General features: G+C 68.9%; 30 protein-coding genes. 20 read left to right on the top strand and 10 right to left on the bottom strand.

Annotated features, from left to right (window positions below):
* Positions 1-7 precede the first annotated feature (7 nt).
* From argJ to ASG62_RS20650, 5 genes are all read left to right on the top strand, one after another.
* Entirely contained in the window at positions 8-1,249 is a 1,242-nt protein-coding gene (gene argJ / locus ASG62_RS20670) for a bifunctional glutamate N-acetyltransferase/amino-acid acetyltransferase ArgJ (RefSeq protein WP_056696350.1), read from the top strand.
* Between the two features lie 7 nt (positions 1,250-1,256).
* Entirely contained in the window at positions 1,257-2,042 is a 786-nt protein-coding gene (locus tag ASG62_RS20665) for a GNAT family N-acetyltransferase (RefSeq protein WP_320409391.1), read from the top strand.
* Positions 2,043-2,164: 122 nt separating this feature from the next.
* Positions 2,165-2,593, top strand: a complete 429-nt coding sequence (locus tag ASG62_RS20660) for a (deoxy)nucleoside triphosphate pyrophosphohydrolase (protein ID WP_413814225.1) — start codon at positions 2,165-2,167, stop codon at positions 2,591-2,593.
* A 137-nt stretch (positions 2,594-2,730) separates the two neighbouring features.
* On the top strand, positions 2,731-3,051 hold the full coding sequence (locus ASG62_RS20655; RefSeq protein WP_156382277.1) for a hypothetical protein: 321 nt from the start codon (positions 2,731-2,733) through the stop codon (positions 3,049-3,051).
* On the top strand, positions 3,045-3,266 hold the full coding sequence (locus ASG62_RS20650) for a Flp family type IVb pilin (protein WP_056696356.1): 222 nt from the start codon (positions 3,045-3,047) through the stop codon (positions 3,264-3,266). The genes ASG62_RS20655 and ASG62_RS20650 overlap by 7 nt, the downstream gene beginning before the upstream one ends.
* A 16-nt stretch (positions 3,267-3,282) precedes the next feature.
* Here ASG62_RS20650 and ASG62_RS20645 read toward each other — a convergent pair whose 3' ends face one another.
* Positions 3,283-4,185 carry a methyltransferase domain-containing protein gene (locus tag ASG62_RS20645; protein ID WP_156382276.1) on the bottom strand — a complete coding sequence of 301 codons (903 nt, stop codon included), beginning with the start codon at positions 4,183-4,185 and terminating at the stop codon, positions 3,283-3,285.
* A gap of 262 nt (positions 4,186-4,447) precedes the next feature.
* Here ASG62_RS20645 and ASG62_RS20640 point away from each other — a divergent pair, with 262 nt between their 5' ends.
* From ASG62_RS20640 to ASG62_RS20610, 7 genes are read left to right on the top strand one after another with little or no spacing between them, the layout of a single operon-like run.
* Positions 4,448-5,194: a ComF family protein gene (locus ASG62_RS20640; protein WP_056696360.1), complete on the top strand. Its 747-nt coding sequence runs from the start codon at positions 4,448-4,450 to the stop codon at positions 5,192-5,194.
* A 44-nt stretch (positions 5,195-5,238) separates the two neighbouring features.
* The gene (grxC, locus tag ASG62_RS20635; RefSeq protein WP_056696790.1) at positions 5,239-5,496 is read left to right on the top strand and encodes a glutaredoxin 3; all 258 of its coding nucleotides are present in this window, start codon (positions 5,239-5,241) and stop codon (positions 5,494-5,496) included.
* Between the two features lie 25 nt (positions 5,497-5,521).
* Positions 5,522-6,397 carry a carbon-nitrogen hydrolase family protein gene (locus ASG62_RS20630; protein WP_056696362.1) on the top strand — a complete coding sequence of 292 codons (876 nt, stop codon included), beginning with the start codon at positions 5,522-5,524 and terminating at the stop codon, positions 6,395-6,397.
* Positions 6,394-6,807, top strand: coding sequence for a DUF1178 family protein (locus tag ASG62_RS20625; protein ID WP_056696364.1), 414 nt, complete (start codon positions 6,394-6,396; stop codon positions 6,805-6,807). The genes ASG62_RS20630 and ASG62_RS20625 overlap by 4 nt, the downstream gene beginning before the upstream one ends.
* A gap of 59 nt (positions 6,808-6,866) precedes the next feature.
* Entirely contained in the window at positions 6,867-7,154 is a 288-nt protein-coding gene (locus ASG62_RS20620) for a DUF1289 domain-containing protein (RefSeq protein ID WP_082537332.1), read from the top strand.
* Between the two features lie 18 nt (positions 7,155-7,172).
* Positions 7,173-7,472, top strand: a complete 300-nt coding sequence (locus ASG62_RS20615; RefSeq protein WP_056696366.1) for a DUF1289 domain-containing protein — start codon at positions 7,173-7,175, stop codon at positions 7,470-7,472.
* A complete protein-coding gene (locus ASG62_RS20610) occupies positions 7,462-8,022 on the top strand; it encodes an AAA family ATPase (protein WP_056696369.1) in 561 nt (186 codons plus the stop codon). Before ASG62_RS20615 ends, ASG62_RS20610 begins: the two co-directional genes overlap by 11 nt.
* A gap of 82 nt (positions 8,023-8,104) precedes the next feature.
* Here the strand turns inward: ASG62_RS20610 and ASG62_RS20605 are convergent, their stop codons facing one another.
* The 4 genes from ASG62_RS20605 to ASG62_RS27715 form a co-directional block, all read right to left on the bottom strand.
* Complete coding sequence (locus ASG62_RS20605; protein ID WP_057180576.1) at positions 8,105-9,109, bottom strand: L,D-transpeptidase family protein; 1,005 nt, start codon at positions 9,107-9,109, stop codon at positions 8,105-8,107.
* Positions 9,110-9,450: 341 nt separating this feature from the next.
* Entirely contained in the window at positions 9,451-10,404 is a 954-nt protein-coding gene (locus ASG62_RS20600; protein ID WP_056696373.1) for an acetyl-CoA carboxylase carboxyltransferase subunit alpha, read from the bottom strand.
* Between the two features lie 230 nt (positions 10,405-10,634).
* Positions 10,635-11,627 (bottom strand): site-specific tyrosine recombinase XerD, encoded by a 993-nt coding sequence (locus ASG62_RS20595; protein ID WP_056696374.1) that lies wholly within the window; start codon positions 11,625-11,627, stop codon positions 10,635-10,637.
* A complete protein-coding gene (locus ASG62_RS27715) occupies positions 11,624-11,887 on the bottom strand; it encodes a hypothetical protein (RefSeq protein WP_056696376.1) in 264 nt (87 codons plus the stop codon). The genes ASG62_RS20595 and ASG62_RS27715 overlap by 4 nt, the downstream gene beginning before the upstream one ends.
* Positions 11,888-12,092: 205 nt before the next feature.
* On the opposite strand from ASG62_RS27715, the gene ASG62_RS20585 reads away from it, so the two are divergent.
* Together ASG62_RS20585 and aroB are read left to right on the top strand one after the other, a co-directional pair.
* Positions 12,093-12,668, top strand: coding sequence for a shikimate kinase (locus ASG62_RS20585; protein ID WP_056696379.1), 576 nt, complete (start codon positions 12,093-12,095; stop codon positions 12,666-12,668).
* 11 nt (positions 12,669-12,679) lie between these two features.
* On the top strand, positions 12,680-13,798 hold the full coding sequence (aroB, locus tag ASG62_RS20580) for a 3-dehydroquinate synthase (RefSeq protein WP_056696382.1): 1,119 nt from the start codon (positions 12,680-12,682) through the stop codon (positions 13,796-13,798).
* A 37-nt stretch (positions 13,799-13,835) separates the two neighbouring features.
* On the opposite strand, the gene ASG62_RS20575 is transcribed toward aroB, so the two are convergent.
* Both ASG62_RS20575 and ASG62_RS20570 read right to left on the bottom strand, forming a co-directional pair.
* Positions 13,836-14,558, bottom strand: coding sequence for a YoaK family protein (locus ASG62_RS20575; protein ID WP_082537333.1), 723 nt, complete (start codon positions 14,556-14,558; stop codon positions 13,836-13,838).
* On the bottom strand, positions 14,555-14,863 hold the full coding sequence (locus tag ASG62_RS20570) for a BolA family protein (RefSeq protein WP_056696384.1): 309 nt from the start codon (positions 14,861-14,863) through the stop codon (positions 14,555-14,557). The genes ASG62_RS20575 and ASG62_RS20570 overlap by 4 nt, the downstream gene beginning before the upstream one ends.
* Before the next feature lie 128 nt (positions 14,864-14,991).
* On the opposite strand from ASG62_RS20570, the gene ASG62_RS20565 reads away from it, so the two are divergent.
* From ASG62_RS20565 to ASG62_RS20545, 5 genes are all read left to right on the top strand, one after another.
* Positions 14,992-15,606, top strand: coding sequence for a J domain-containing protein (locus ASG62_RS20565; protein WP_056696386.1), 615 nt, complete (start codon positions 14,992-14,994; stop codon positions 15,604-15,606).
* Between the two features lie 112 nt (positions 15,607-15,718).
* On the top strand, positions 15,719-16,705 hold the full coding sequence (gene cobS / locus ASG62_RS20560) for a cobaltochelatase subunit CobS (protein WP_056696388.1): 987 nt from the start codon (positions 15,719-15,721) through the stop codon (positions 16,703-16,705).
* 23 nt (positions 16,706-16,728) lie between these two features.
* Positions 16,729-17,208, top strand: a complete 480-nt coding sequence (locus ASG62_RS20555) for a hypothetical protein (protein ID WP_156382275.1) — start codon at positions 16,729-16,731, stop codon at positions 17,206-17,208.
* Positions 17,209-17,211: 3 nt separating this feature from the next.
* On the top strand, positions 17,212-19,125 hold the full coding sequence (cobT, locus tag ASG62_RS20550) for a cobaltochelatase subunit CobT (protein ID WP_056696393.1): 1,914 nt from the start codon (positions 17,212-17,214) through the stop codon (positions 19,123-19,125).
* Entirely contained in the window at positions 19,125-20,171 is a 1,047-nt protein-coding gene (locus tag ASG62_RS20545; RefSeq protein ID WP_056696396.1) for an esterase-like activity of phytase family protein, read from the top strand. Before cobT ends, ASG62_RS20545 begins: the two co-directional genes overlap by 1 nt.
* A 12-nt stretch (positions 20,172-20,183) precedes the next feature.
* Here ASG62_RS20545 and ASG62_RS20540 read toward each other — a convergent pair whose 3' ends face one another.
* From ASG62_RS20540 to rpmB, 3 genes are all read right to left on the bottom strand, one after another.
* On the bottom strand, positions 20,184-20,552 hold the full coding sequence (locus ASG62_RS20540; protein WP_056696399.1) for a glyoxalase superfamily protein: 369 nt from the start codon (positions 20,550-20,552) through the stop codon (positions 20,184-20,186).
* Between the two features lie 41 nt (positions 20,553-20,593).
* Positions 20,594-21,280 (bottom strand): queuosine precursor transporter, encoded by a 687-nt coding sequence (locus ASG62_RS20535; RefSeq protein ID WP_056696400.1) that lies wholly within the window; start codon positions 21,278-21,280, stop codon positions 20,594-20,596.
* Positions 21,281-21,367: 87 nt separating this feature from the next.
* A complete protein-coding gene (rpmB, locus tag ASG62_RS20530; RefSeq protein ID WP_056696402.1) occupies positions 21,368-21,664 on the bottom strand; it encodes a 50S ribosomal protein L28 in 297 nt (98 codons plus the stop codon).
* A 247-nt stretch (positions 21,665-21,911) separates the two neighbouring features.
* Between rpmB and ASG62_RS20525 the strand changes: the two genes are divergently transcribed.
* Positions 21,912-22,706, top strand: a complete 795-nt coding sequence (locus ASG62_RS20525) for a DUF3108 domain-containing protein (RefSeq protein ID WP_056696406.1) — start codon at positions 21,912-21,914, stop codon at positions 22,704-22,706.
* The last annotated feature ends 69 nt before the right edge of the window (positions 22,707-22,775 follow it).

The following is a 22,775-nucleotide window of genomic DNA, read 5'->3' as shown; positions in this document are numbered from 1 at the left end:
TCGCCCCATGTCGCACGACATCTCGCCGCTCGCTCCAGCGACCTATGCCGAACTCGGTCCCGTCGAGGGCCTGCGCATCGCGACCGCCGCGGCGGGCATCAAGTACAAGGGGCGCACCGACGTCCTGATGATGGTGCTCGACGAGCCCGCTTCGGTGGCCGGCGTCTTCACCCGCTCGCTCTGCCCCTCCGCGCCCGTCGACTTCTGCCGCGAGAGCCTGAAGGGCGGCCGCATCCGCGCGCTCGTCGTCAATTCCGGCAATGCCAATGCCTTCACCGGCATGAAGGGCCGCGAGACCACCGCGATGACGGCGGTCGCCGCCGCCGAGGCGGTCGGCTGCCGCACGAGCGAGGTGTTCCTGGCTTCGACCGGCGTCATCGGCGAGCCGCTCGATGCGTCGAAGTTCGCCCATCTTCTCGAAGGCATGGCGAAGGACGCCGACGGCACGCGCTGGCGCGAGGCGGCCGACGCGATCATGACGACCGACACCTACCCCAAGCTCTCCACGAGAAGCGTCGAGATCGGCGGCGTCGGCGTCGTCCTCAACGGCATCGCCAAGGGCGCCGGCATGATCGCGCCCGACATGGCGACGATGCTCTCGTTCCTGGCCACCGACGCCGCCATCGCGCCCAAGGCGCTTCAGGCGATGCTCTCCGAGGCCGTCGAGCCGAGCTTCAACTCGGTGACGGTCGATTCCGACACGTCCACCTCCGACACGCTGATCCTGATCGCCACGGGCGCGGCCGAGAAGCGCGGCGCGCCGGCGATCGAGGACCCCGCCGATCCCCGCCTCGCCGCCTTCCGCGCGGCACTCGGCGACATGCTGATCGATCTCGCCCGGCAGGTCGCCCGCGACGGCGAGGGCGCACGCCACGAGATCCAGGTGACGGTGGAGGGCGCCGCAAGCGACGCCGCCGCCAAGCGCATCGCGCTCTCGATCGCCAACTCGCCGCTGGTCAAGACCGCGGTCGCGGGCGAGGACGCCAATTGGGGCCGCGTCGTCGCGGCCGTCGGCAAGGCCGGCGAGCGGGCGGACCGCGACAAGCTGGCGATCCATTTCGGCGAGGTTCGCGTCGCCTTCGCGGGCGAGCGCGATCCCGACTATTCGGAAGCCGCCGCCTCCGAGGTCATGACGCGGCCGGAAGTGCCGATCCGCGTCGAGCTCGGCCTCGGGACCGGCCGCTGGACGGTCTACGGCTGCGACCTCACCAAAGCCTATGTCGAGATCAATGGCGACTATCGAAGCTGACGCCGCCGTGCGGCGGCTCGCGATCGTGCGCCGGCTGGAGGCGGCCGGTTTCCGCGCGTGGCCGGCGACCTCGACCGCCTTCGACGGCACATGGGCCGTGCGCCTGACGACGGGCTATTCCGCCAAGCGCCTGAACTCGGTCAACCCGCTCGACCCGTCCGACCATGCCGATCTCGAAGGACGGATCGAGCGGGCGGCGGCGCGCTTCGCCGCCTTCGGCCGGCCCCTGCTCTTTCGCCAGTCGCCGCTCGCCCCGCGCGCCCTGATCGAGCATCTCGACGCGCGAAACTGGTCGCGCTTCGGCGAATCGGTCGTCTTCACCGCCGATCTCTCCACGATCGACCTCGCCACGGCGGTGGACCGCATCCCGATCCGCGACACCGCGCGCTATGTCGAGGCGAGCCTCTGCGTCCACCGGCGCGCCGACGACACGCGGGCGGGCCTTGCCGCCATTCTGGAGGCGATCGAGCCGCCGATGGCGCTCTTCATCCAGGAGGATGCGGAGGAGCGGCCCGTCGCGGTGGCGCTGGCCGTGCACGATGCGGACCTTGCCGGCGTGCTCGACGTCGCCGTGGACGGCGGCCATCGCCGGCAGGGCCTCGGCCGGGCGCTCGTCGGCTCGGCGCTGAAGCATGTGCATCACAAGGGCGCGCGCACCGCCTGGCTCCAGGTGGAGACCGGCAACGAGGCCGGGCTCGCCCTCTATCGCAGCCTCGGCTTCTCCGAGGCCTATCGCTATGTCTACCGCGCGCCGCCCGGCGTCGAGGTCGTCTCCTCGACCGGTCCGGCCTGATACCAGGAGGCATCGAAGATGGCTCTTGGTATTCCGTTTGCGAATGTCCCGAGCCTTGATTGCATCCGAGACATTCGCAGTGGTTTCAACGCCCGGATGCGTGAGCATGTCAGGACGTTGGTATGAAGGGTTCGTTCACCATGCCGACGAAGAAGATGCTGCTGGTGGCGGCCTGCGCGCTCGTGGATTCGGATGGGCGCATCCTTCTGGCCGAGCGTCCGGCGGGCAAGACGCTGGCCGGGCTCTGGGAGTTTCCGGGCGGAAAGGTGGAGCCGGGCGAGACGCCGGAAGAGACGCTGATCCGCGAACTTCAGGAGGAGATCGGCGTCACGACGCAGGCCGCCTGCCTCGCTCCGCTGACCTTCGCCAGCCATGCCTATGAGGAATTTCATCTACTTATGCCCCTTTACGTGTGCCGGCGCTTCGAGGGCATCGCCGCGCCGCGCGAGGGGCAGCGGCTGAAATGGGTACGGCCGGCCGCGCTCCGGGACTACCCGATGCCGCCCGCCGACGCGCCGCTCATCCCCTTCCTCGTCGATCTCCTCGGGTGATCGGAACGGGGCTTTCAGGGCTCTGAACGAGGTCTGAAGACGGGACCCGGCATTTAAGTCAATGTTCACCGGTTTCTTGCACGTTCCGGCCAAGAGAGGCCCCTTACCGGGGTCGACGACGGTCTGGAGGTCGCGACGTGAAAGATGTCGATACGAACAGAAACCGCTCGCAGATGGCCGAGGGCATCGCGGAAGCCCGGACGGGACTGTTCCGCGCAACCCTGCTCTTCGGGTCGATCGCGGCCGCCTTGTCGCTGATCATCGTGCCGGCGGCCGACCGCCATTCGCGCGAGATCGCCGAGCAGCGCGCCACCGACGACATCGTCACGGGCTCGATCACCCCGTCCGGCGCCAAGCCCGGTCCCGAGCGCTACACGGTCCGCCGCAGCGTGTTGAAGCAGGAAAGCAGCGGCCCGTGCCTGCTCTTTCCCGACGGCTCGCAGAAGGGCGCGTGCTGAGCGTGGCCGGCATTATCAGGACCTTCGGCCCCGCGATCGCCCGGGCCGCGATCCGGCTCGCCGGCTCCCTTCGCGTCTTCGCCAAGGCGCGGAGCGGGTCGGTCGCGATCGAGTATTCGGTGATCGCGGGCCTCGTCGGCACCGCGATCGTCGCCTCGCTCGGCCTGATCGCCGAGCCGCTCGGGCAGATGCTCGTGCGACTGGGCTCGAACTGACGAAAGCCGCTTCCGGTCAGGCGCCGCTCCGGCCGGAGCGGTCGTTCAAGGCATCGGCGAGGCTCGCCTTGGCGCTGCCCGGCTTCAGCGGCTTCTGCTGGCTCTCATGCGGCTTCCAGCCGGAGAGATAGACGACGTCGAAGGTCGCGCGCACCCGGCCGTCCGGGTCGGAGAAGCGTGCGGCATAGATCTCGGCGGCCCGCAAGAAGAGCCGCCGCGTCGCCGGGCGCCGGAGGCGCTGCCGCATCATGTTCGCCATGCCCATCTGCCGGATGTCGCGCATCAGCTCGAAGGCCGAAGCGTAGCGCACCATGATCCGGTCCTGGTCGACCACGGGCAGCGCGAGCCCGGCGCGCTGGAGAAGCCCGCCGGCGTCGCGAATGTCGATGAAGGGCGCGATGCGCGGCGAGGCGCCGCCGAAGATTTCGGTCTCGGCGGCGAGAAGCGAGGCACGCAGCTCCGTCAGCGTGTCGCCGCCGAGCGCCGCGGCGAGAAAGAGCCCATCCGGCTTCAAGGCGCGCCTCGCCTGGACGATCGCGCCGGGCGTATCGTTCGTCAGGTGCAGCGAGAGCGTGGAGACGATGAGATCGGCGAGATCGACGCCGATCGGCAGCGCCTCCTCGTCTCCGACGACGCGCAGCACGCCCTCCCCGCCGCCGGCGAGCAGCGCCGGATCGCGCTCGACGCGCAGGATCGTCTCCACCTGCCCCCCCGCCGCCAGCGCCTCCGCCATCTCCCCGGTATGGCCGCCGAGATCGACGGCGAGGTCGAAGCGTCGATCGACCAGCGAAAGGCGCTCGGCAAGTTCCGCGGCGACGGCGCGCAGCAGGAACCGGGCCCCTTGCGAGTCCGGATCGCCGGCATGCCGCCGGCGGCGGGCGTCGAGAAGGCGTCGGTCGAAGATATCGGTCTCGCTCATGAGCGGCGTCGCCATTCCTGTTGTCGAAAGCCCGCGAATCGGCGTCGCGCGCCTGTCGGCCAGATGACCCTTTGGAGGCCGGTCGGTCGAGGGGTTCGTCGCCCGCGAAGAGCAGCCCCTCCCCGCGGCGCGCGAAACACGGCGGCATCCGCCGCCGCGCGCCGCGATCGAAACGCTTCGCCCTTGTAGCTGACGGCGAGCGGCGTATCGTCAAGGACGGAACGACGCATCGCCGGAGCGGTGGAGGAGCGGAGAGGACGGCATGGGATTGTTGAAGGTGGGGGGCCGGTTCGCGGCAAGTTCTCTCGGCCGGTTTCTCTTTCCCCCGGTCTGCCCCGGCTGCCAGGCCGCGACGGAGCGGGCCGACGCGCTCTGCGCCCAGTGCTGGACGGGCCTCTCCTTCATCGAGCGGCCCTATTGCGAGGTGCTGGGCCTGCCCTTCTCCTACGATCTCGGGCGAGGCTTTCTCTCCGCCGAGGCGATCGCCGATCCGCCGCCCTTCGCGCGGCTTCGCGCAGCCGTGATCTACCGCGATCTGGCGGCCCGCCTCGTCGCCTCGCTGAAATACAACGACCGCACCGATCTCGTGCCGCTGATGGCGGGCTGGATGTCGCGCGCCGGCGCCGAGCTGATCGCGGAGGCCGACGTCGTGGTGCCCGTGCCGCTGCATGCGCGCCGGCTCTGGCGGCGGCGCTTCAACCAGTCGGCCGAGCTCGGCCACCTCATCGCGCGGAACGCCAAGGTGCCTTACGCGCCGCGCGCGCTCCTGCGCGTCAAGCAGACGCGCGCCCAGGTGGGCCTCGGCCCCGCCGAGCGCCGGCTGAACGTGCGCGGCGCCTTCGCCGTGCCGCCGGAACGGGTGGGCGAGATCAACGGCCGGCGGGTGCTTCTCATCGACGACGTCTACACGACCGGCGCCACCGTCTCGAGCGCGACGCGCGCCCTGAAGCGGGCGGGCGCCCGGGACGTCGACGTTCTCGCCTTCGCAAGGGTTGCGGCGGGGGCGTGAGGCGTCCATATCCTCCAGAAAGCGGCCCCTCCTTGGACAAGACCATGAGCGACATCGTCATCTACACGCGCCAGTTCTGCGGCTATTGTGCGCGGGCCAAGCAGCTTCTCGACGCCAAGGGCGTCTCCTACGAGGAGAAGGACGCCAGCAACTCGCCGGAGCTGCGCCGCGAGATGACCGCCCGCTCGAACGGCGGCTCGACCTTCCCGCAGATCTTCATCGACGGGCGCCATGTCGGCGGCTGCGACGATCTCCACGAGCTCGACCGCAGGGGCGATCTCGACACGCTGCTCGCCGCCTGACGGCCCCCTTCCCGGAGACCCCTCGATGACCGTCTTCAAGGCCGCCGTCCTTCAGATGCGCTCCGGCACCGATCCCGATGCCAGCGCCGAGGCGCTGACCCGGCTCGTGGAGGAGGCGGTCGCGGCCGGCGCCACCTATCTCCAGTCGCCCGAGATGACCGGCATGGTCCAGCGCGACCGCGCCGGGCTGAACGCCAAGCTGAAGGACGAGGCCGGCGACGTCGTCGTGGCGACGGCCTCGGCGCTCGCAAAGCGCCATGGCGTCTTCATCCATGTCGGCTCGGTGGCTGTCGCCGTCGAGGACGGCAAGGTCGCCAACCGCGCCTTCCTCTTCCGCCCGGACGGCAGCCGCGCGGCGACCTACGACAAGATCCACATGTTCGACGTGGACCTCGCCAATGGCGAGAGCTGGCGCGAATCCAACACCTATCGCCCCGGCGGCTCCGCCACGCTGGCCGATCTCGATTTCCCCGGCGGCTCCGCACGGCTCGGCTTCGCGGTCTGCTACGACATGCGCTTTCCGCAGATCTTCCGCGCCGAGGCCATGGCGGGAGCCGAGGTTCTGACCGCGCCCGCCGCCTTCACGCGCCAGACCGGCGAGGCGCATTGGCACGTGCTCCTGCGCGCCCGCGCCATCGAAAACGGCGCCTTCGTCATCGCGGCCGCCCAGGGCGGGCGCCATGAAGACGGCCGCGAGACCTATGGCCATTCGATCATCATCGACCCCTGGGGCCGCATCCTCGCCGAGGTCGACGGCGACGAGCCCGGCATCGCGGTCGCCGAGATCGACACGAGCCTCGTCGCGGACGCGCGGGGCAAGATCCCGAATCTTCGCAACGCGCGCGACTTCTCGGTCGTGGACGCAACGGCCGAGCCCGCTCGGACCGAGGCTGCCGAGTGATTCATTTCGCCCTGCGCTGCGAGGCGGCGGGGCACGCCTTCGACGGCTGGTTCCGCTCCGGGGAGGACTTCGACGGTCAGGCGCAGCGCGGCCTCGTCAGCTGTCCCGTCTGCGGCTCGACCTCGGTCGGCAAGGCGCTGATGCGCCCGGCCGTCGCCGGCACGCGCGAGGCGCCGACGCCGGCCGAGATGGCCAAGGTCGCGGAGACGCTGCAGCGCATGGGGCGCGAGGTCCGGGCGAGCGCCGACTATGTCGGCCCCAATTTCGCCGAGGAGGCGCGCCGCATCCATTACGGCGAGGCCGACGAGCGCCGCATCTACGGCGAGGCCTCGCCCGTCGAGGTGAAGGGGCTGATGGAGGAGGGCATCGCGGCCCTGCCGCTGCCGCCCCTACCCGAAGAGAAGAACTGATTCCAGCACAGGCGGCCGCCGCTGCAGCGCCTCTGTCATCCATTCGAAGGAAAGACCACTTGGCCAATATCTGGCAGAAGGCCCCCTCGCCGTGCATCGACGTCTGCAAGTTCCGGGACAAGGGACATTGCATCGGATGCCAGATGACCAAGCCCGAAAAGAAGCGCTTCAAGAAGCTGAAGGGCAAGGCGGAGATCCGCCCCTTCTTCGAGATGCTCTCCGAGCGCCTCGTCTCGAAGGATCGCTACGGCTACTGGTCGCGCATGTATCGCCGCCGCTGCGAGCGGAAGGGCGCCGACTGCCCGCTCGACAAGCTCGAAGAGAGCCGCGCCGACCTCGCCGCCTGATCCCTGCCGGAGCCCCCCATGTCCGACGCCATCCGCTTCGACGACGACCTCGACCTCTGGGCGCGGGTTCCGAGCCCCTGCGTCGACGTCTGCAAGTACAAGCGGCAGGGCCGCTGCATCGGCTGCTCCATGACGAAGATGGAGAAGGACACCTTCCCGCGCCATGGCGGAGGCGCCGCGAAGAAGGCCTTCATCGAGGGCCTCGTCGGGCGCCTTGCCGAATCCACCCGCAATCCCGGCTTCTGGATCATGTCCTATCGCCGCAAATGCGAGATGGAGGGCGTGGACTGCCCGGTGCGCGAGGCCGATGAGGCGTGAAGGCGGCGAAGCGGTCCTTCTAATCCTTTCCGGCCGCCCCGGCGCCGGCAAGACGACGCTCGCCCGCCGCCTCGCCGGTGAACTCGGCGCGACCTACCTCCGGATCGACACGATCGAGGAGACGATCGCAGCCGTTGGGTCGGGGGTCGGTGCCCTCGGCTATACGGTCGCCTACGCCATCGCGCGCGACAATCTCGACGCCGGCAACACCGTCATCGCCGATTGCGTCAATTCGATCGAGATCACCCGCATCGCCTGGCGGGCGGTCGCCGCTGCGGCCGGCCGGAATGCGCTGGAGATCGAGATCGTCTGCTCCGACCCGGTAGAGCACAGGCGGCGGGTGGAAGCGCGTCTCACTGGCGGCAAGAGCCGGCCGACCTGGGCGGATGTCGTGGCCCGCGAGGACGAACGCCGGACGCCGCCGGTCCCCCGCGTCGAGACCGCCGGGCGGAGCGAGGAAGACGGCCTGCGGGACATCCTCGCCCTTCTCGCCGAACATGAAACGGAAAAGGCCCCGCCGGGCGAACAAACGGGGCCTTCTCGAACGTAGCGGCTTCGGGGGCCATCGGGCTGCAGCGCGACGATGTCTCACATCGTTGCGCCGACCCTCGTCCGCGTTCCGAGCGCCGAAGCTACTTCAGGAACCCGTCGAAGACGGTCTGCTTCTTGGCCGCGATCGGCTTGCCCAGGCGGTCGAAGCCGGGGCGGCGGTGCTGCTCGGCGGCGTAGGCGTCGGCCGTGATCGGGGCGCCGGTCTTGTAGGAGAAGGTGGAGATCGGCGCGAAGTCCGTCGGCGTCATCTCGGCCACGATCCGCTCCTCCTCGGCCTCGTCGGCGAGGCGCTTGGAGGCGACTTCGGCCGATTCCGCCACGGGCGGGCAGGCGCCGGCCGGCGAAAGGGTCTGGCCCTCCGCCAGCTTCGGATCGAAGACGTAGCGCTTCTCGCAGGCGCCGACGACCGGGGGCTTCTTGGTCAGCTCGAACCGGTCCGAGCCCTCCTTCAGCATCTTCCAGAAGGCGTAGTGATCGGACTGGCGATGGCGCGCCATGTTTCTCGGCGTCATGCGGAAGGGCATGGCCTGGATCTGGAAGGAACGCTGGCCGCCGGCGAAGCTGTCGCGGGCGAGCGCGTAGAGCTCCTCGACCTGCCAGTCGTCCATGGCATAGCAGCCGGACGAGTTACAGGAGCCGTGCACCATCAGATGCTCGCCGGTCGCGCCGTTCGCCTGATCGTACTTGTTGGGATAGCCGATGTTGAAGGCGAGATGGTGCTGGGAGTCCGGGTTCAACTGGCCCGGCGTCACCGTGTAGAAGCCCTCGGGCGCCTGCCGGTCGCCGGCCGCCTTCTTGGGCCCGAGCTTCCCGGACCAGGCGCAGATCGAATAGGTCTTGAGAAGCGCGTACTCGCCGTTGGACGTCTGCTTCCAGACCTCGAGTTCGGACTCCTCCTTGAAGAGCCGGACGAGCATGGGCGACTTCACGCTCATGTCCTTGGTCTTCATGTCCGCCACGAGGGCGGCGGGAACGGGCGCGTTGGCGCCCATGAGGTCGCCGAGATCGGCGCCCTTCTGGCATGCGGAAACGGTCATGAGACTGGCCGCGAGCAGCGCGGCGGTCATCCAACGTCTGACGAGCATCCCCGCCCTCTCGTTCGCCGGCGCTTCGGAAGCGCCTGTGGCATCCATCCGCCGCAAGGGCCCAAGGGCTCCAGCGACCTGAGGCTTCCGCCTGCCGACGCGACGCGCGAGGCAGGGGTTAAGGAAGCCTTCACATCCCGTTGTGCATTCGATCGATGAAGAAACGGTTAAGCACCCGCTTCATCGCATCCTCGAGGACCGGTGCGACCGGCACCGAGGGCCGCACATTGCCGGATCGCGCCCGTGGCCGAAAGGCCGCGAGCGTGTCGTTCGCGCAACGGTCGCCGCTCAATCGGAGGGCGGCGGGAACCGCTTCGCGGCGTCGACGATGAGGGCTTCGTTCAGAGATTGCGGCCGATCGCGAGGAACTTCTCGCGGCGGAGGCGCCGCAGCGTCTCGCCGTCCTTGCCGGTGAGATCGGCGAAGGCGGCGCGCAGGTGCTCGGCCGCGGTGTCGATCGCCTCGTCGGTGCTGCGATGGGCGCCGCCGAGGGGCTCGGGGACGATCTCGTCGATCACGCCGAAGCCCTTCAGATCCTGCGCCGTGATCTTCATCGCCTGCGCCACGTCGCGCGAGCGCGTCGCGTCGCGCCAGAGGATGGAGGCGCCGGCCTCCGGCGAGATCACCGAATAGATCGCGTGTTCCAGCATGAGCACGCGGTTCGCCGCCGCGATGGCGATGGCACCGCCCGAGCCGCCCTCGCCGATGACGAGCGAGACGATGGGAACCTTGAGGTTGAGGCACATCTCGGTGGAGCGGGCGATGGCCTCGGCCTGTCCGCGCTCCTCCGCGCCGATGCCGGGATAGGCGCCGGCCGTATCGACCAGCGTCAGGACGGGCAGGCCGAATCGCTCGGCCAGTTCCATGATCCGCACGGCCTTGCGATAGCCTTCCGGCCGCGCCATGCCGAAATTGCGCTTCAGGCGCGTCTGCGTGTCCGAGCCCTTCTCCTGGCCGATCACGGCGATGGGCATGCCGTCGAAGCGGCCGAAGCCGGAAATGATGGCGTGGTCCTCGGCGAAGAGCCGGTCGCCGGCGAGCGGCGTGAAGTCGGTGATGATGCGCTCGATATAGTCGAGGCAATGCGGGCGGTCGGCATGGCGGGCGACCTGCGTCTTCTGCCAGGGGGTCAGCTTCTTGTAGAGCTCGACCAGCGCATCCTTCGAGCGCTTCTCCAGGCGCTGGATCTCCTCGGAGACATCGACGCCGTTCTCCGCGACGCCGATGTTCTTCAGGGAGAGGATCTGGCTTTCGAGGTCGGCGACCGGCTTTTCGAAGTCGAGGTAGTTGTGCATGGATGCGCGACCGCGCGGGTCCTTTCGAAGCATTCGGACCCGTCCACCGAAGGTCCCGGCGACAGCCGGCCCGTGCTTGCATGACAGGCATGCGCCACGGGGTACGGAACGGGTCGAATTTGCGCGCAAACTGGCGATGCGACCCCGCCTTGTCAAGAAAGCGGCGGCCCGGATCGACGCGCGCGGCGCACGATTTGGCGAGGCCCTCGAAACGAGCCCGTCGCAGGACGCTAGTCCCGACCCGCCTCCGAGAGCGGATGGTGGTCCGTGACGAGGCGCAGGAGCCGCTCCTCCAGGACATGGGTGTAGATCTGCGTCGTCGAGATGTCGGCATGGCCGAGCAGTTCCTGCACGGCGCGCAGGTCCGCGCCGTTCTGCAGGAGATGGCTCGCGAAGGCATGGCGCAGGACGTGCGGCGAGACGCGCGCGGGCGCAATGCCGGCCCGGATCGACAGCGCCTTCAGATCGCGCGCGAAGGCCTGGCGGGTCATGTGGCCGCTCTCGGAGAGCGCCGGGAAGAGCCAGGGCTGGTCGGCCGCGCGGGAGGCGGCTCCCGTCTCGACCTCGGCGGCCCGGAGCGCGGCGCCGAAGGCCTCCATCGCGTCGCGGGCGCGCTCGCCGAGCGGCACCATGCGCTCCTTGTCGCCCTTGCCGCGCACGACGATCATGCGCGAGCGCTGCCGCAGCACGCCCCGGGGAAGGCCGACGAGTTCGGAAACGCGAAGCCCCGTCGCGTAGAGGATCTCGACCAGCGCATGGAGGCGGCGGGCCCGCGCGAGCGCGGTCGGCGAAAGATCGGTGCGCGAAGCTTCCGCCGCCGCCGTGTCGAGCAGCCGCCCCGCCTCGTCCTCGCTCATCACCTTGGGCAGCGAGCGCGCCCGCTTCTGCGCTTCCAGCGTTCCGGTCGGATCGTCCGGCCGCATCCCCTCGCCGTAGAGATAGCGGAAGAACTGCCGGAGCGAGGACATGCGCCGCGCCTGGCTGGAAGCGGCGAAGCCCTGCACCGCCAGATGCGAGACGAAGGCGCGCAGATCCTCCGCGCCCGCCTTGCCGAGCGACCTCCCGCGCCCCGCCAGGAAGCCGGCCGCATCCTCCAGGTCGCGGCGATAGGCGGCGATCGTGTTGTCCGCCGCGCCCCGCTCGATGGCCATCATCTCGAGAAAGCTCTCGATATCGGCGCCGTCCCGCCCCCCTGCCCGGCTTTCCCCAGCGGCTCCGCTCATCGGCGCAGCGTGCCGCCGGTGACGTTCGGATCAACGGCGGCGGGTGCCGCCTGGGCCTCGAAGGGGCCGATCTCGGTCGTTTCGGCCGCCGGCGGCGCGGCGGGCGCCGGCGCCTCGACCTTGACGCGCGGCGGGATGGCGACCTCGACCGTCACGGGCCGGGTCGTCGGCTGCACGAGCACGACGAGCGCGGCCATCGCGGCGAAGACCGCACCGGCGGCAAGGCCGAGAATCGACAGGATGCGGACGAGAGTGGGCATGCTGAAAGGATCGCTCTTCTCGCCAAGGGTCGAACGGCCGCTGCGCCTGCCGCGCGCGATTCGCGGCGGGAACACCGTCGCCGCTTTGAATGAAAGAATGCCTTAAGGCCCGCAAGGCGCAAAGCGGAAGAAGCGCTCCGCCTTGACGCAACACCTGATTTGCTGGCACCCCATCGACCGTTCCAGGAGATGTGACATTCTGAACATGCATCGTCAGCTCGGCCCCGGAAGCCCCTTCGGCCTCGGCGCGCGCCTCGGCTCGCGTTCGATCGTCCTGGTCGGCCTCATGGGGGCGGGCAAGACGACGGTCGGGCGGCGCCTCGCGCAAATTCTGGACCTTCCCTTCAAGGACACGGATGCGGAGATCGAGACGGTCTCGCGCATGACCGTGCCCGAACTCTTCACCGCCTATGGCGAGCCCGAGTTCCGCGCGCTGGAGGCCCGCGTCGTCACGCGCCTCGCCGCGGACGGGCCGCAGGTTCTGGCCACCGGCGGCGGCGCCTTCATGAACGCCGAGACGCGGCAGGTCCTCTCCTCCAGCGCCGTCACCGTCTGGCTGAAGGCCGATCTCGACATCCTGATGGAGCGCGTGGCCCGGCGCGGCAACCGCCCGCTCCTGAAGGCCGCCGATCCGCGCGCCGTCATGCAGGACCTCATGGACAAGCGCTATCCGGTCTATGCCGCGGCCGACATCACGATCGCCTCGCGCAACGTGAAGCGCGAGGTCATCGCCGACGAGATCGCCGAAGCGCTCGACCGGTTCCTCGCCCCCGCGCCCTGAGACATCGCCCCATGGTTCCTGCACCGACCACCGTCCACGTTCCCCTGGGAGAGCGGGCCTACGACATTCTGATCGGCCCCAAGCTGATCGAGGCGGCGGGTGCCAGGATCGCCGAGCGCCTGCCCGGCGCGCGCGTCGCGATCGTCACGGACGCGACGGTCGCCGCTCTCCACCTGCCGCGCCTGCGCCTGTCGCTGGCCGCGAGCAACGTCGAGTTCGCCGAGATCGTGCTGCCCGCCGGGGAGACGACGAAGTCCTGGGCGCATCTGCAGGAGGCGGCGGAAGGCGTGATCGCGGCGAAGCTGGAGCGGGGGGACGCGGTCCTGGCGCTCGGCGGCGGCGTGATCGGCGATCTCGCCGGCTTCGTCGCCGGGATCGTCCGACGCGGCATGCACTTCGTCCAGATGCCGACGACGCTGCTCTCGCAGGTGGACAGTTCCGTCGGCGGCAAGACCGGCATCAACTCCCCGCAGGGCAAGAACCTTCTCGGCATCTTCAACCAGCCGCAGCTCGTCCTCGCCGACACGGCCGCGCTTGACACGCTCTCGCCGCGCGAATTCGCCGCCGGCTATGCGGAGGTCGTCAAATACGGGCTGATCGACCGGCCGGACTTCTTCGCCTGGCTGGAGACGGCCTGGCCCGAAATCTACGCCGGCGGCCCCGCCCGCATCGAGGCGATCGCCGCCAGCTGCCGCGCCAAGGCCGAGGTCGTCGTGGCCGACGAACGCGAGGAGGGACGCCGCGCGCTTCTCAATCTCGGCCACACGTTCGGCCACGCGCTGGAATCGGCGTGCCGCTACGATGCGGAGCGGCTCGTCCATGGCGAGGCGGTCTCGATCGGCATGGTGCTCGCGCACCGCTTCTCCGTGCGCCAGGGCCTCGCCTCCGGCCAGGACGCGGGCCGCATCGAGGCGCATCTGGCCGGCGCCGGGCTGCCGACGCGGATCGGGCAGATCCCCGGCGCCGGCTTCTCCGTGCCGGAGCTGATGGACAAGATCGCGCAGGACAAGAAGGTCAGCCGCGGACGCCTGACCTTCATCCTGACGCGCGGCATCGGCGAGGCCTTCATCGCCCGCGACGTCGATCCCTCCGATGTCGCCGCCTTCCTCGGCGAGGAACTCGGCCGCTGAGCGAAGGCTCCTAAGCTTTGCCGAGGCTCGGACGGGATCATCGCGCCCGCGCCACCGGCGCGTGATAGCGGCGGCGCCAGCTTCGCGGGATCGCGAGGGAGGCGGCGGCAAGGAGGGCCGAGAGGCCGGCCGCCAGGAGGATCGCGCTCCGCCCATGCGCGATGCCGAACAGGGCGCCGAGAACGGCCCCGCCGAGCATGCCGACGAAGGGCACGAGCTCCAGCGCCCAGCCGGCGCCGGAGCGATCGCCCACCATCCACCGCCCGAGCCCCCGCCCGAAGCGCGACAGCGCGCCCGTGACGTAGGTGATGCCGAACGGGTGTCCCTCCACGCGCTCCACCGCCGCGTTGACGAGGCCCATGGCGAGGACGGCCGAGAGGACGGCCAGCGCCGAGCGCTCGGGCCCCGGCAGGAGCGCGGCGAAGGCGAGCAGCGCGGCGATCAGCCCGAGCAGCACGAACTGACGCCGCCCGGCCATCCAGATGATGACGATGCCGAAGGCATTGCCCGCGACATAGGCGAGGAGCACGCCGGCCAGAAGCAGCGCCGTGCGAAAATCCCCGCCGCCGAGCGCGAGGGCGAGCTGCGTCGTGTTGCCGCTCATGAAGGAGACGAAATGGCCGATCGAGAGGAAGCCGATCGCATCCGTCATGCCGGCGAGCGCGGCGAGGCCGGCGACGAAGGAGAAGCCGGTCAGCCGCCGCCTGCGTCGCCACCGCGCGCGCAGCGCCGCCCGGCCGCCCCGTGTCGCGGCGATCACCGGCGGGCGGGCTCGCCGGGAGCGCTCGCCTCGATCGCGAGCGCATGGACCCCGGCCGCCAGCTCCTCGGCCAGCAGCGCGTTCACCGCGCGATGCCGGGAAAGTCGGCTCTGGCCGGCAAAGGCCTCGGAGACGATGCGCACGCGAAAATGCGTGCCCGCCGATCCGTCGAAGCCGGCATGATGCTCGCTCGTGCCGTGGTGATGGCCGGCATGGAGATGGCTTTCGTCGAGCACGGCGAGGCTTTCCGGCGAAAAGGCCTCGCGCAGCTTGTCCTCGATGGTCTGGCGGGAATACAGGGTCATTCCGGGTTCCGATGTCATGGCTTGTTCCGTGCCTTGGGAGGCGTGAGCTGCGCCGCGGCTTGGGCGAGGGCTTTTTCCGGTCTGTCAATTCTTGTTCGGCGCCGGCTTGGACACCATAATCGATCGCAATGAAGCTCGACTCCAAATATTTCGATACGATCCGCGTGCGGGGCCGCACGAAGGCGCCCGAAAAGGCGAAGGTGCCGGACTGCGCCTGGGATGGGTGCGACAAGCCGGGCATCTACAAGGCCCCGCGCGGCCGCGACCACGAGGGGCAGTACCTGCACTTCTGCGTCGATCACGTCCGGCAGTACAACAAGTCGTACAACTACTTCTCCGGCCTGAACGACCAGGACATCCAGACCTATCTGAAGGACTCGCTGACGGGGCACCGTCCGACCTGGAAGATGGGCGCGGACGGCGCGACGCCGGGCGCGGAAGCCCCGAAGCAAGCAGCGCGCCGCGCCGCGCCCCGGGCGCGCGATCCGTTCAACCTCTTCGAGGACGGCACGCCGCGTCCCAAGGGCGCACCCCGCGTCAAAAAGGTGCGCTCGCTGGAGGCCAAGGCCCTCATCACGCTCGATCTCACCGAAGAAGCAGGTGGTGAGGCGATCCGGACGCGCTATAAAAGCCTCGTGAAGCAACTGCACCCCGACGCCAACGGCGGGGACCGCGGACACGAGGATCGGCTGCGCGAGGTCATTCAGGCCTACAAGCTCTTGAAGCAGTCCGGTTTTTGTTAATCGAGGACAGGCTCGCCGCCGATCCCGCTCCGAAGGTGCGGGACGGGCTCCGGCGGACCTCTCCGTGACTTGACGGCGACATGCGATTCTCGCGCGCGCCCCTGGAGGTTTGATGAGTGCAGCGGTGCAGGATGTGGCCAAGCTCCCGAATGCCACGATCTCGGTCCGCGAGACCTTCGGTTTCGAAAGCAACCTGACCGTCCCGGCCTATCGCGAGCCCGACGCGCACGTTCCCGAGATCGACCCGGACTATCTCTTCGACAAGCCGACGACGCTGGCGATCCTGGCGGGCTTCGCCAAGAACCGGCGCGTCATGGTGTCCGGCTTCCACGGAACCGGCAAGTCGACCCATATCGAGCAGGTCGCGGCGCGGCTGAACTGGCCGTGCGTGCGCGTCAATCTCGATAGCCACGTCTCGCGCATCGATCTGGTCGGCAAGGACGCGATCACGGTCAGCCAGGGCATGCAGGTCACGGAGTTCCGCGACGGCATTCTGCCCTGGGCCTATCAGAACAACGTCGCGCTGGTCTTCGACGAGTACGATGCCGGCCGTCCCGACGTGATGTTCGTGATCCAGCGCGTGCTGGAGGCCTCGGGCCGCCTGACGCTGCTCGATCAGGCCCGCGTCATCCGCCCGCACCCCGCCTTCCGCCTCTTCGCCACCGCCAACACGGTCGGCCTCGGCGACACGACGGGCCTCTATCACGGCACGCAGCAGATCAACCAGGCGCAGATGGACCGCTGGTCCATCGTCACCGTCCTGAACTACCTGCCCCATGACAACGAGGTCGGCATCGTCGCGGCCAAGGCCAAGCATTTCGACACGAAGGAGGGTCGCCAGACCGTCTCCAAGATGGTGCGCGTCGCCGACATGACGCGCTCGGCCTTCGTCAACGGCGATCTCTCCACCGTCATGAGCCCGCGCACGGTCATCACCTGGGCCGAGAATGCCGAGATCTTCGGCAATGTCGGCTTCGCCTTCCGCCTGACCTTCCTCAACAAGTGCGACGACCTGGAACGCGCGCTGGTGGCGGAGTTCTATCAGCGGGCGTTCGGCGAGGAACTGCCGGAAAGCGCGGCGAACGTGGTGTTGGACTGATACGCGCCGAATAGGACGATGCGATGAACCGACGGCACCTCCTGACAACGATCTTGGTGCTGAGCCTCGTTCCACCGGCTGCCGCTCGCAATCCACAAATGCAGGTTCTACGGGTGGAAGGCGTTCTCGACGCGCAGACCTATCGCGGATTTGAGGCTTTCCTCTTCAATTCCATGGACAGGGTCGTCGGCCTCGATATCCGCGTCGAGATCGCCGAAGACACGGGACCGGGCTCCATAGAGGCCGGCGTGTCCCCGGACGGCAAGTTCGTGGCTTACCTCGTCGACGGCAAGGACAGCGAAATCGTGGCACAAGAGGGTTTCGTCCGATCTCGCGGCTCGGTGATCTTCGACGGCTATTTCGTCGTGAAATCCGGCGGATTGCATCAAGGGATCGAATCCCTTTTCCTCGACAAAATCGAGGAAGCCTCCGTGCTTCTTTCGAAGCAACCCATCAAGACGATCGAGATCGCACGTCTCAATCCCAAGATCAGGAAGCCTTAACCCGTGGCCCGCATCGGCGACAACTCCAAGCCCGGCGCCAAAGGCGCTCCCGACCGCGAGCCGTTCCGGCGGGCGGTGGCCGGCTGTATGCGCGCCATCGCCGGGGATCGGGAGCTCGACGTCACCTATGGCAACGAGCGGCCGGGGCTGACCGGGCAGCGCGCCCGCCTGCCGGATCTGCCCAAGCGCGCCTCGAAGTCGGATGTCGCAGTGACGCGCGGGCTCTCGGACGCCATGGCGCTCCGCCGCGCGCGGCACGACGTGAAGGTTCACGCCACGCTCTGCCCGGAAGGGCGCGGGGCGCGCGCGGTCTTCGACGCGGTCGAGCAGGCGCGCGTCGAGGCGATCGGCGCCAATGCCATGACCGGCGTCGGCGACAATCTCGCCTCGATGCTCGAGGACAAGTATTTCCGATCCAACCTCGCCGACGTCACCGACCGCGCCGAAGCGCCGCTGGAGGATGCCGTCGCGCTGATCGTGCGCGAGCGCCTGACCGGACGCGCGGTCCCGAAAAGCGCGGAGGCGCTGGTCGACGTCTGGCGCGACTGGATCGAGGAGAAGGCCGGGCCGAAGCTGGAGCGCCTCAGCGAGAAGGTCGACGACCAGCGCGCCTTCGCCCGCGCGCTACGCGACGTTCTCGCTTCCATGGACATGGCCGAGGAGCTCGGCCAGGAATCGGAGGAGGACGAGTCCAGCGACGAGGACGAGGCCGGCGACAACCAGAGCCGCGACAGCGAGACGGAGGGCTCCGAAAAGGAATCGGGCTCCGAGGACGCGCAGGCCGAGGAGTCTGAAAGCGAAGGCGAGAGTGAGGACACGGCCGAGGCCGAGGAGTCCGAGGTCACGGCCGACGATCCCGTGGACGACGATTCGCAGGATTCCGAGACGCCCGGCGAATCGCGACGCCCGAACCAGGCGCTGTCGAACCACGATCCCGACAAGGACTACCGCGTCTTCTCCACCGCCTTCGACGAGATGGTGGGCGCGGAGGAGCTGTGCGACGAGGCCGAGCTCGACCGCCTGCGCGCCTTTCTCGACAAGCAGCTGACGACGCTGCACAGCGTCGTCGGGCGCCTCGCCAACCGTCTGCAGCGCAAGCTGATGGCGCAGCAGAACCGCTCCTGGGACTTCGACCTGGAAGAGGGCTATCTCGATTCGGCGCGGCTCACCCGCCTCGTGACCGATCCGATGCAGCCCCTCTCCTACAAGCAGGAGCGCGACACCGCCTTCCGCGACACGATCGTGACGCTGCTCATCGACAATTCCGGCTCCATGCGCGGCCGTCCGATCACGGTCGCCGCGACCTGCGCGGACATCCTGGCGCGGACGCTGGAGCGCTGCGGCGTGAAGGTCGAGGTGCTCGGCTTCACCACGCGCGCCTGGAAGGGCGGGCAGGCCCGCGAGGCCTGGCTGAAGGCGGGCAAGCCGCAGAAGCCCGGCCGGCTCAACGACCTGCGCCACATCGTCTACAAGTCGGCGGATGCGCCCTGGCGCCGCGCCCGGCGCAATCTCGGCCTGATGATGCGCGAGGGCCTCCTCAAGGAGAACATCGACGGAGAGGCGCTGATCTGGGCGCACAACCGCCTCCTCGCCCGGCCCGAGCAGCGGCGCATTCTGATGATGATCTCGGACGGCGCGCCGGTCGACGATTCCACGCTCTCGGTCAATCCCGGCAACTATCTCGAAAAGCACCTGCGCATGGTGATCGAGGAGATCGAGACCCGCTCCCCGGTCGAGCTACTGGCCATCGGCATCGGACACGACGTCACGCGCTACTACCGCCGCGCCGTCACGATCGTCGATGCGGAGGAACTGGCGGGCGCCATGACCGAGCAGCTCGCCGACCTCTTCGAGGACCAGGGCTACGCCCCCGCGCGGCGGACGGGCCGCCGCCGGACGGCCGGGGCCGGCCGCTGATGGCAGCGTGGGGCTCGCTGCGCCGCCTGCCGCGGCTGGCGGCACTCGGCGTCGCGCTCGCGGCCGCGGTCGGCGTGTCCGGCAGTGCGGCCGTCAGCGCCGAGGGCGAGCCGGTCGTGCGGGCCTCGCTTCTGCCGCGCTTCGACGTCCGCAAGGACGTGCAGCGGTTCGGATCGCTCGACTATGTCGGCGGCTTTTCCTACGCCTCGTCCGATCCGCGCCTCATGGGCGTCTCCTCGATCCGCCTGACGAAGGACCGGTCTGAGTTCCTGGCCGTCACCGACACCGGCTACTGGTTTTCCGGGACGATCCGGCGCGACGAGGCCGGGCGGCCGATCGGCATCGACGAGGCGGCGCTCTCGCCGATTCTCGGCGTCAACGGCATGCCGCGCGTGAAGAAGAAGGGCGATGCCGACGCCGAAGGGCTGGCGATCACAGGCGACCGCGTGCTCGTCTCCTACGAGCGCACGCCGCGCATCGAGAGCTTCGCGCGGCCCGCCCGCCTCGCCGACGTCGCGAACGAACGCCCGCGCACCATCCCGGCCCCGATCCCGCGCAAGGAGCTGCGCTCCAATGCCGGCATGGAGACGATCGCCGTCTCGCCGCGCGACGGGCGCATCGTCGTCATCACCGAACAGTCCCTCGACGAGAACGGCGATCTCTTCGCCGCGATCCTCGGGGCGGGCGGCGGCGTCTTCAAGGTGAAGCGGGACGGGCCCTGGCACGTCACCGACGGTGCCTTCCTGCCGGATGGCGACCTCGTCCTGCTCGAACGCCGCTACGAGGGCTTCGGCCGGGTCGGTATGCGCCTGCGACGGATCGAGGGGGGTAGCATTCGTCCGGGCGCCCTCGTCGACGGGCCGGTGCTGATCGACGCGGATCTCTCGCAGGAGATCGACAATATGGAAGGCCTCGACGCCTCCGTCGGCGCGGACGGTTCGACCTACCTCACCCTCGTCTCCGACAACAACGGCTCCTTCTTCCAGCGCAACCTCTTCCTGGAGTTCCGCCTGACGGACCAGACGGCGCAAGCGCCGTCGGACTGAAGACGCAGGCGGTCAGTCCGGTTCGTTGAAGATCAGGCGATTGCCGAAGGGATCGGTGACGGTCAGGGTGCGCGCCTTCCAGGGCGCATGCTCGATGGCGGGCCGCGCGTAGCCGTAGGCTTTGGCGCTCAGGTCCGCCGCCAGCGCTTCGATGCCTTTGCAGGGGACGAAAAGAGCGGTTCCGGGCGTTCCGTCGCCATGGTGCTCGGAGAGATGCAGCCGGGCCCTGCCGCGGCTGATCTGGAGATAGAGCGGCAGGGCCGGCTCGAAGCGATGCTCCCAATCGACCGAGAAGCCGAGATAATCCAGATAGAACTCCCGCATCTTCGGCAGATCGAAGATGCGCAGGATGGGAATCGGGGCTTCGATATCGATGGACATGGGCGGAGCTTAGCCGCTCCGCCGGTCGCCGCAAGCCTCGATCAGGCGATCGACACGCCGGGGCGATAGGGCATCAGGCGGTTCATCAGGACGCGATAAGGCACCAGCGCCACGACCGCGATGACGAGCTTCACGCCGAAATCGCCGATGGCCCAGGAGATCCAGCGCGGCGCTTCCGCCGAGAAGGCGCCGAGAAGCGGAGCGACCTGAAGGGAGAAGTCGTCGTTCGGCCCGATGAAGGCGAAGGCCGGCGCGAAGGCGATGGTGAAAAAGGTGATCGTATCGACGACCGAGCCCGCCAGCGAGGCGAAGGCCGGCGCGCGCCACCAGGACTGCATGCGCAGCCGGTTGAAGACGAGGATGTCGAAGAGCTGCGCGGCGAGGAAGGCCGCGCCGGAGGCGAGCGCGATGCGCAGCAGGCGCTCGCCGGTCGCGGCGAACTCCAGAAGCCCGAGCCTGAACAGCAGCGGCGGCGCGACGAGCGAGGCCAGGATGGCCACCGCGAAGCCCGCATAGACCACGCGCCGGGCGAGAACCGGGCCGAAGCGGCGGTTCGTCAGATCCGTGACCAGAAAGGCGAAGGGATAGGTGAAGGCGCCCCAGGTCAGGATATCGCCGAGGGCGACACTCCCGATCGAGCCGGCGACGGGAAACTGCACGAGGACATTGGAAGCGACGACGATCAAGGTCATCGCGGCCACCGGCAGCGCAAGCAGACGCAAGTTCATTTTTTTAACCTGGGTGATGGAACCAGAAAAACCGGGAACGGATGTCCCCGGCCTCAATCAATTTTGACGTATGATCCAAGCCGTAGCTTAGGCCGCGACCTCGGCGGAGACCTTCTTGGCGATCTGACGCTTCAGAAGACGGGCGCGCTGCGACAGCTCGGCCTCGTCGGCCTTGAGCAGGAAGGCGTCGAGACCGCCGCGATGCTCGACCGAGCGAAGGCCGGCAGCCGAGACGCGAATGCGGAAGCGCTGGCCGAGGGCGTCGGAGATCAGCGTGACGTTCGACAGGTTCGGCAGGAACCGGCGACGGGTCTTGTTGTTGGCGTGGCTGACATTGTTGCCGTACTGGACGGCCTTGCCGGTCAATTCGCAGACGCGCGACATGAGACACCCTTTTCGTTATGAACGGCCACCGCAGAGCGCCACCGGCTGTCAGCCGGGCGATCAGCATCCACGAGGCATGATCGGAAATCGGTCCGCTCTATAGTCCGCGCACCCCGCAAGGTCAACCGTGTGTGATCGCCACCGCGACCGAAGGCCTGCCCGACAACGGATTTCGGCCCCATTCGCTGCTAGATTGCTTCCTCGCCGGAGCGATTCTCCGGCGCCTCTCTTCGGCGGAAAGCTGCTCATGACCTTCTGGAAGCCGGCGCTCGGCGGTCTCGTCCTCGCCACGACCCTCGCCACCGGCCCGATCTCCATCGCCGGCGCCTCCGCGCAGGCCATGTCCTCGCAATACAGCGTCTCGCTGATCGGGCTGCCCGTCGGCCGCGCCTCCTTCGACACGACCATCGACGGCAGCCGATTCTCCATCGAGGGCACGCTCGCCTCGACCGGCCTTGCCGACATCGTCTCCAAGACGGCGGGCTCGAGCCGCGTCGCCGGGCGCATCCGCGGCGACAGCATCTTCGCCGAAAGCTACGGCCTCTCCTACACGAGCGACAAGCGCTCCTATTCCAGCACCGTCGCCTTCCGCTCCGGCCGCGTCGAGACCGCCGAGGTCGCGCCGAAGGTCACGCGGCGCAAGGCGGACTACGTGCCGGTGAAGCCCTCGGAGCTTCGCGCCGTGGTCGATCCCCTGAGCGGGCTGATGATCAAGGCCAAGGCGACGCCGGACGCCGTCTGCTCGCGCACCCTGCCCTTCTTCGACGGCTGGTCGCGGCTCGATCTCCAGCTCTCGCCGAACGGCACGCGCGCCTTCTCCACAGACGGGTTCGAGGGCGATGCGATCGCCTGCAACGTGCGCGTCAAGCCGGTCAGCGGCTATCGCGCGACGTCGAAGGGGGTGAAGTTCATCCAGGCGCAGACGATCGAGCTCTGGTTCGCGCCGATCGGCGCGACCGGCATCTTCGCGCCGGTCTACGCCAAGATCCCGACCGAGATCGGTCCGCTGACGCTGAGGGCCTCGAGCTTCGCCAAGAACTGAGACGCGCCGGAAGGAGCCGGGCTTTCGCGGTTTGACCGGGCGCACGCGGCGGCCCTATAGGGCGAGTGG

It is taken from the genome of Aureimonas sp. Leaf427 (genome assembly GCF_001425485.1).
Lineage (GTDB): Bacteria > Pseudomonadota > Alphaproteobacteria > Rhizobiales > Rhizobiaceae > Plantimonas.
The sequence above is the reverse complement of the archived record's forward strand: the minus strand, read 5'-3'. Positions and strand labels throughout refer to the sequence as shown.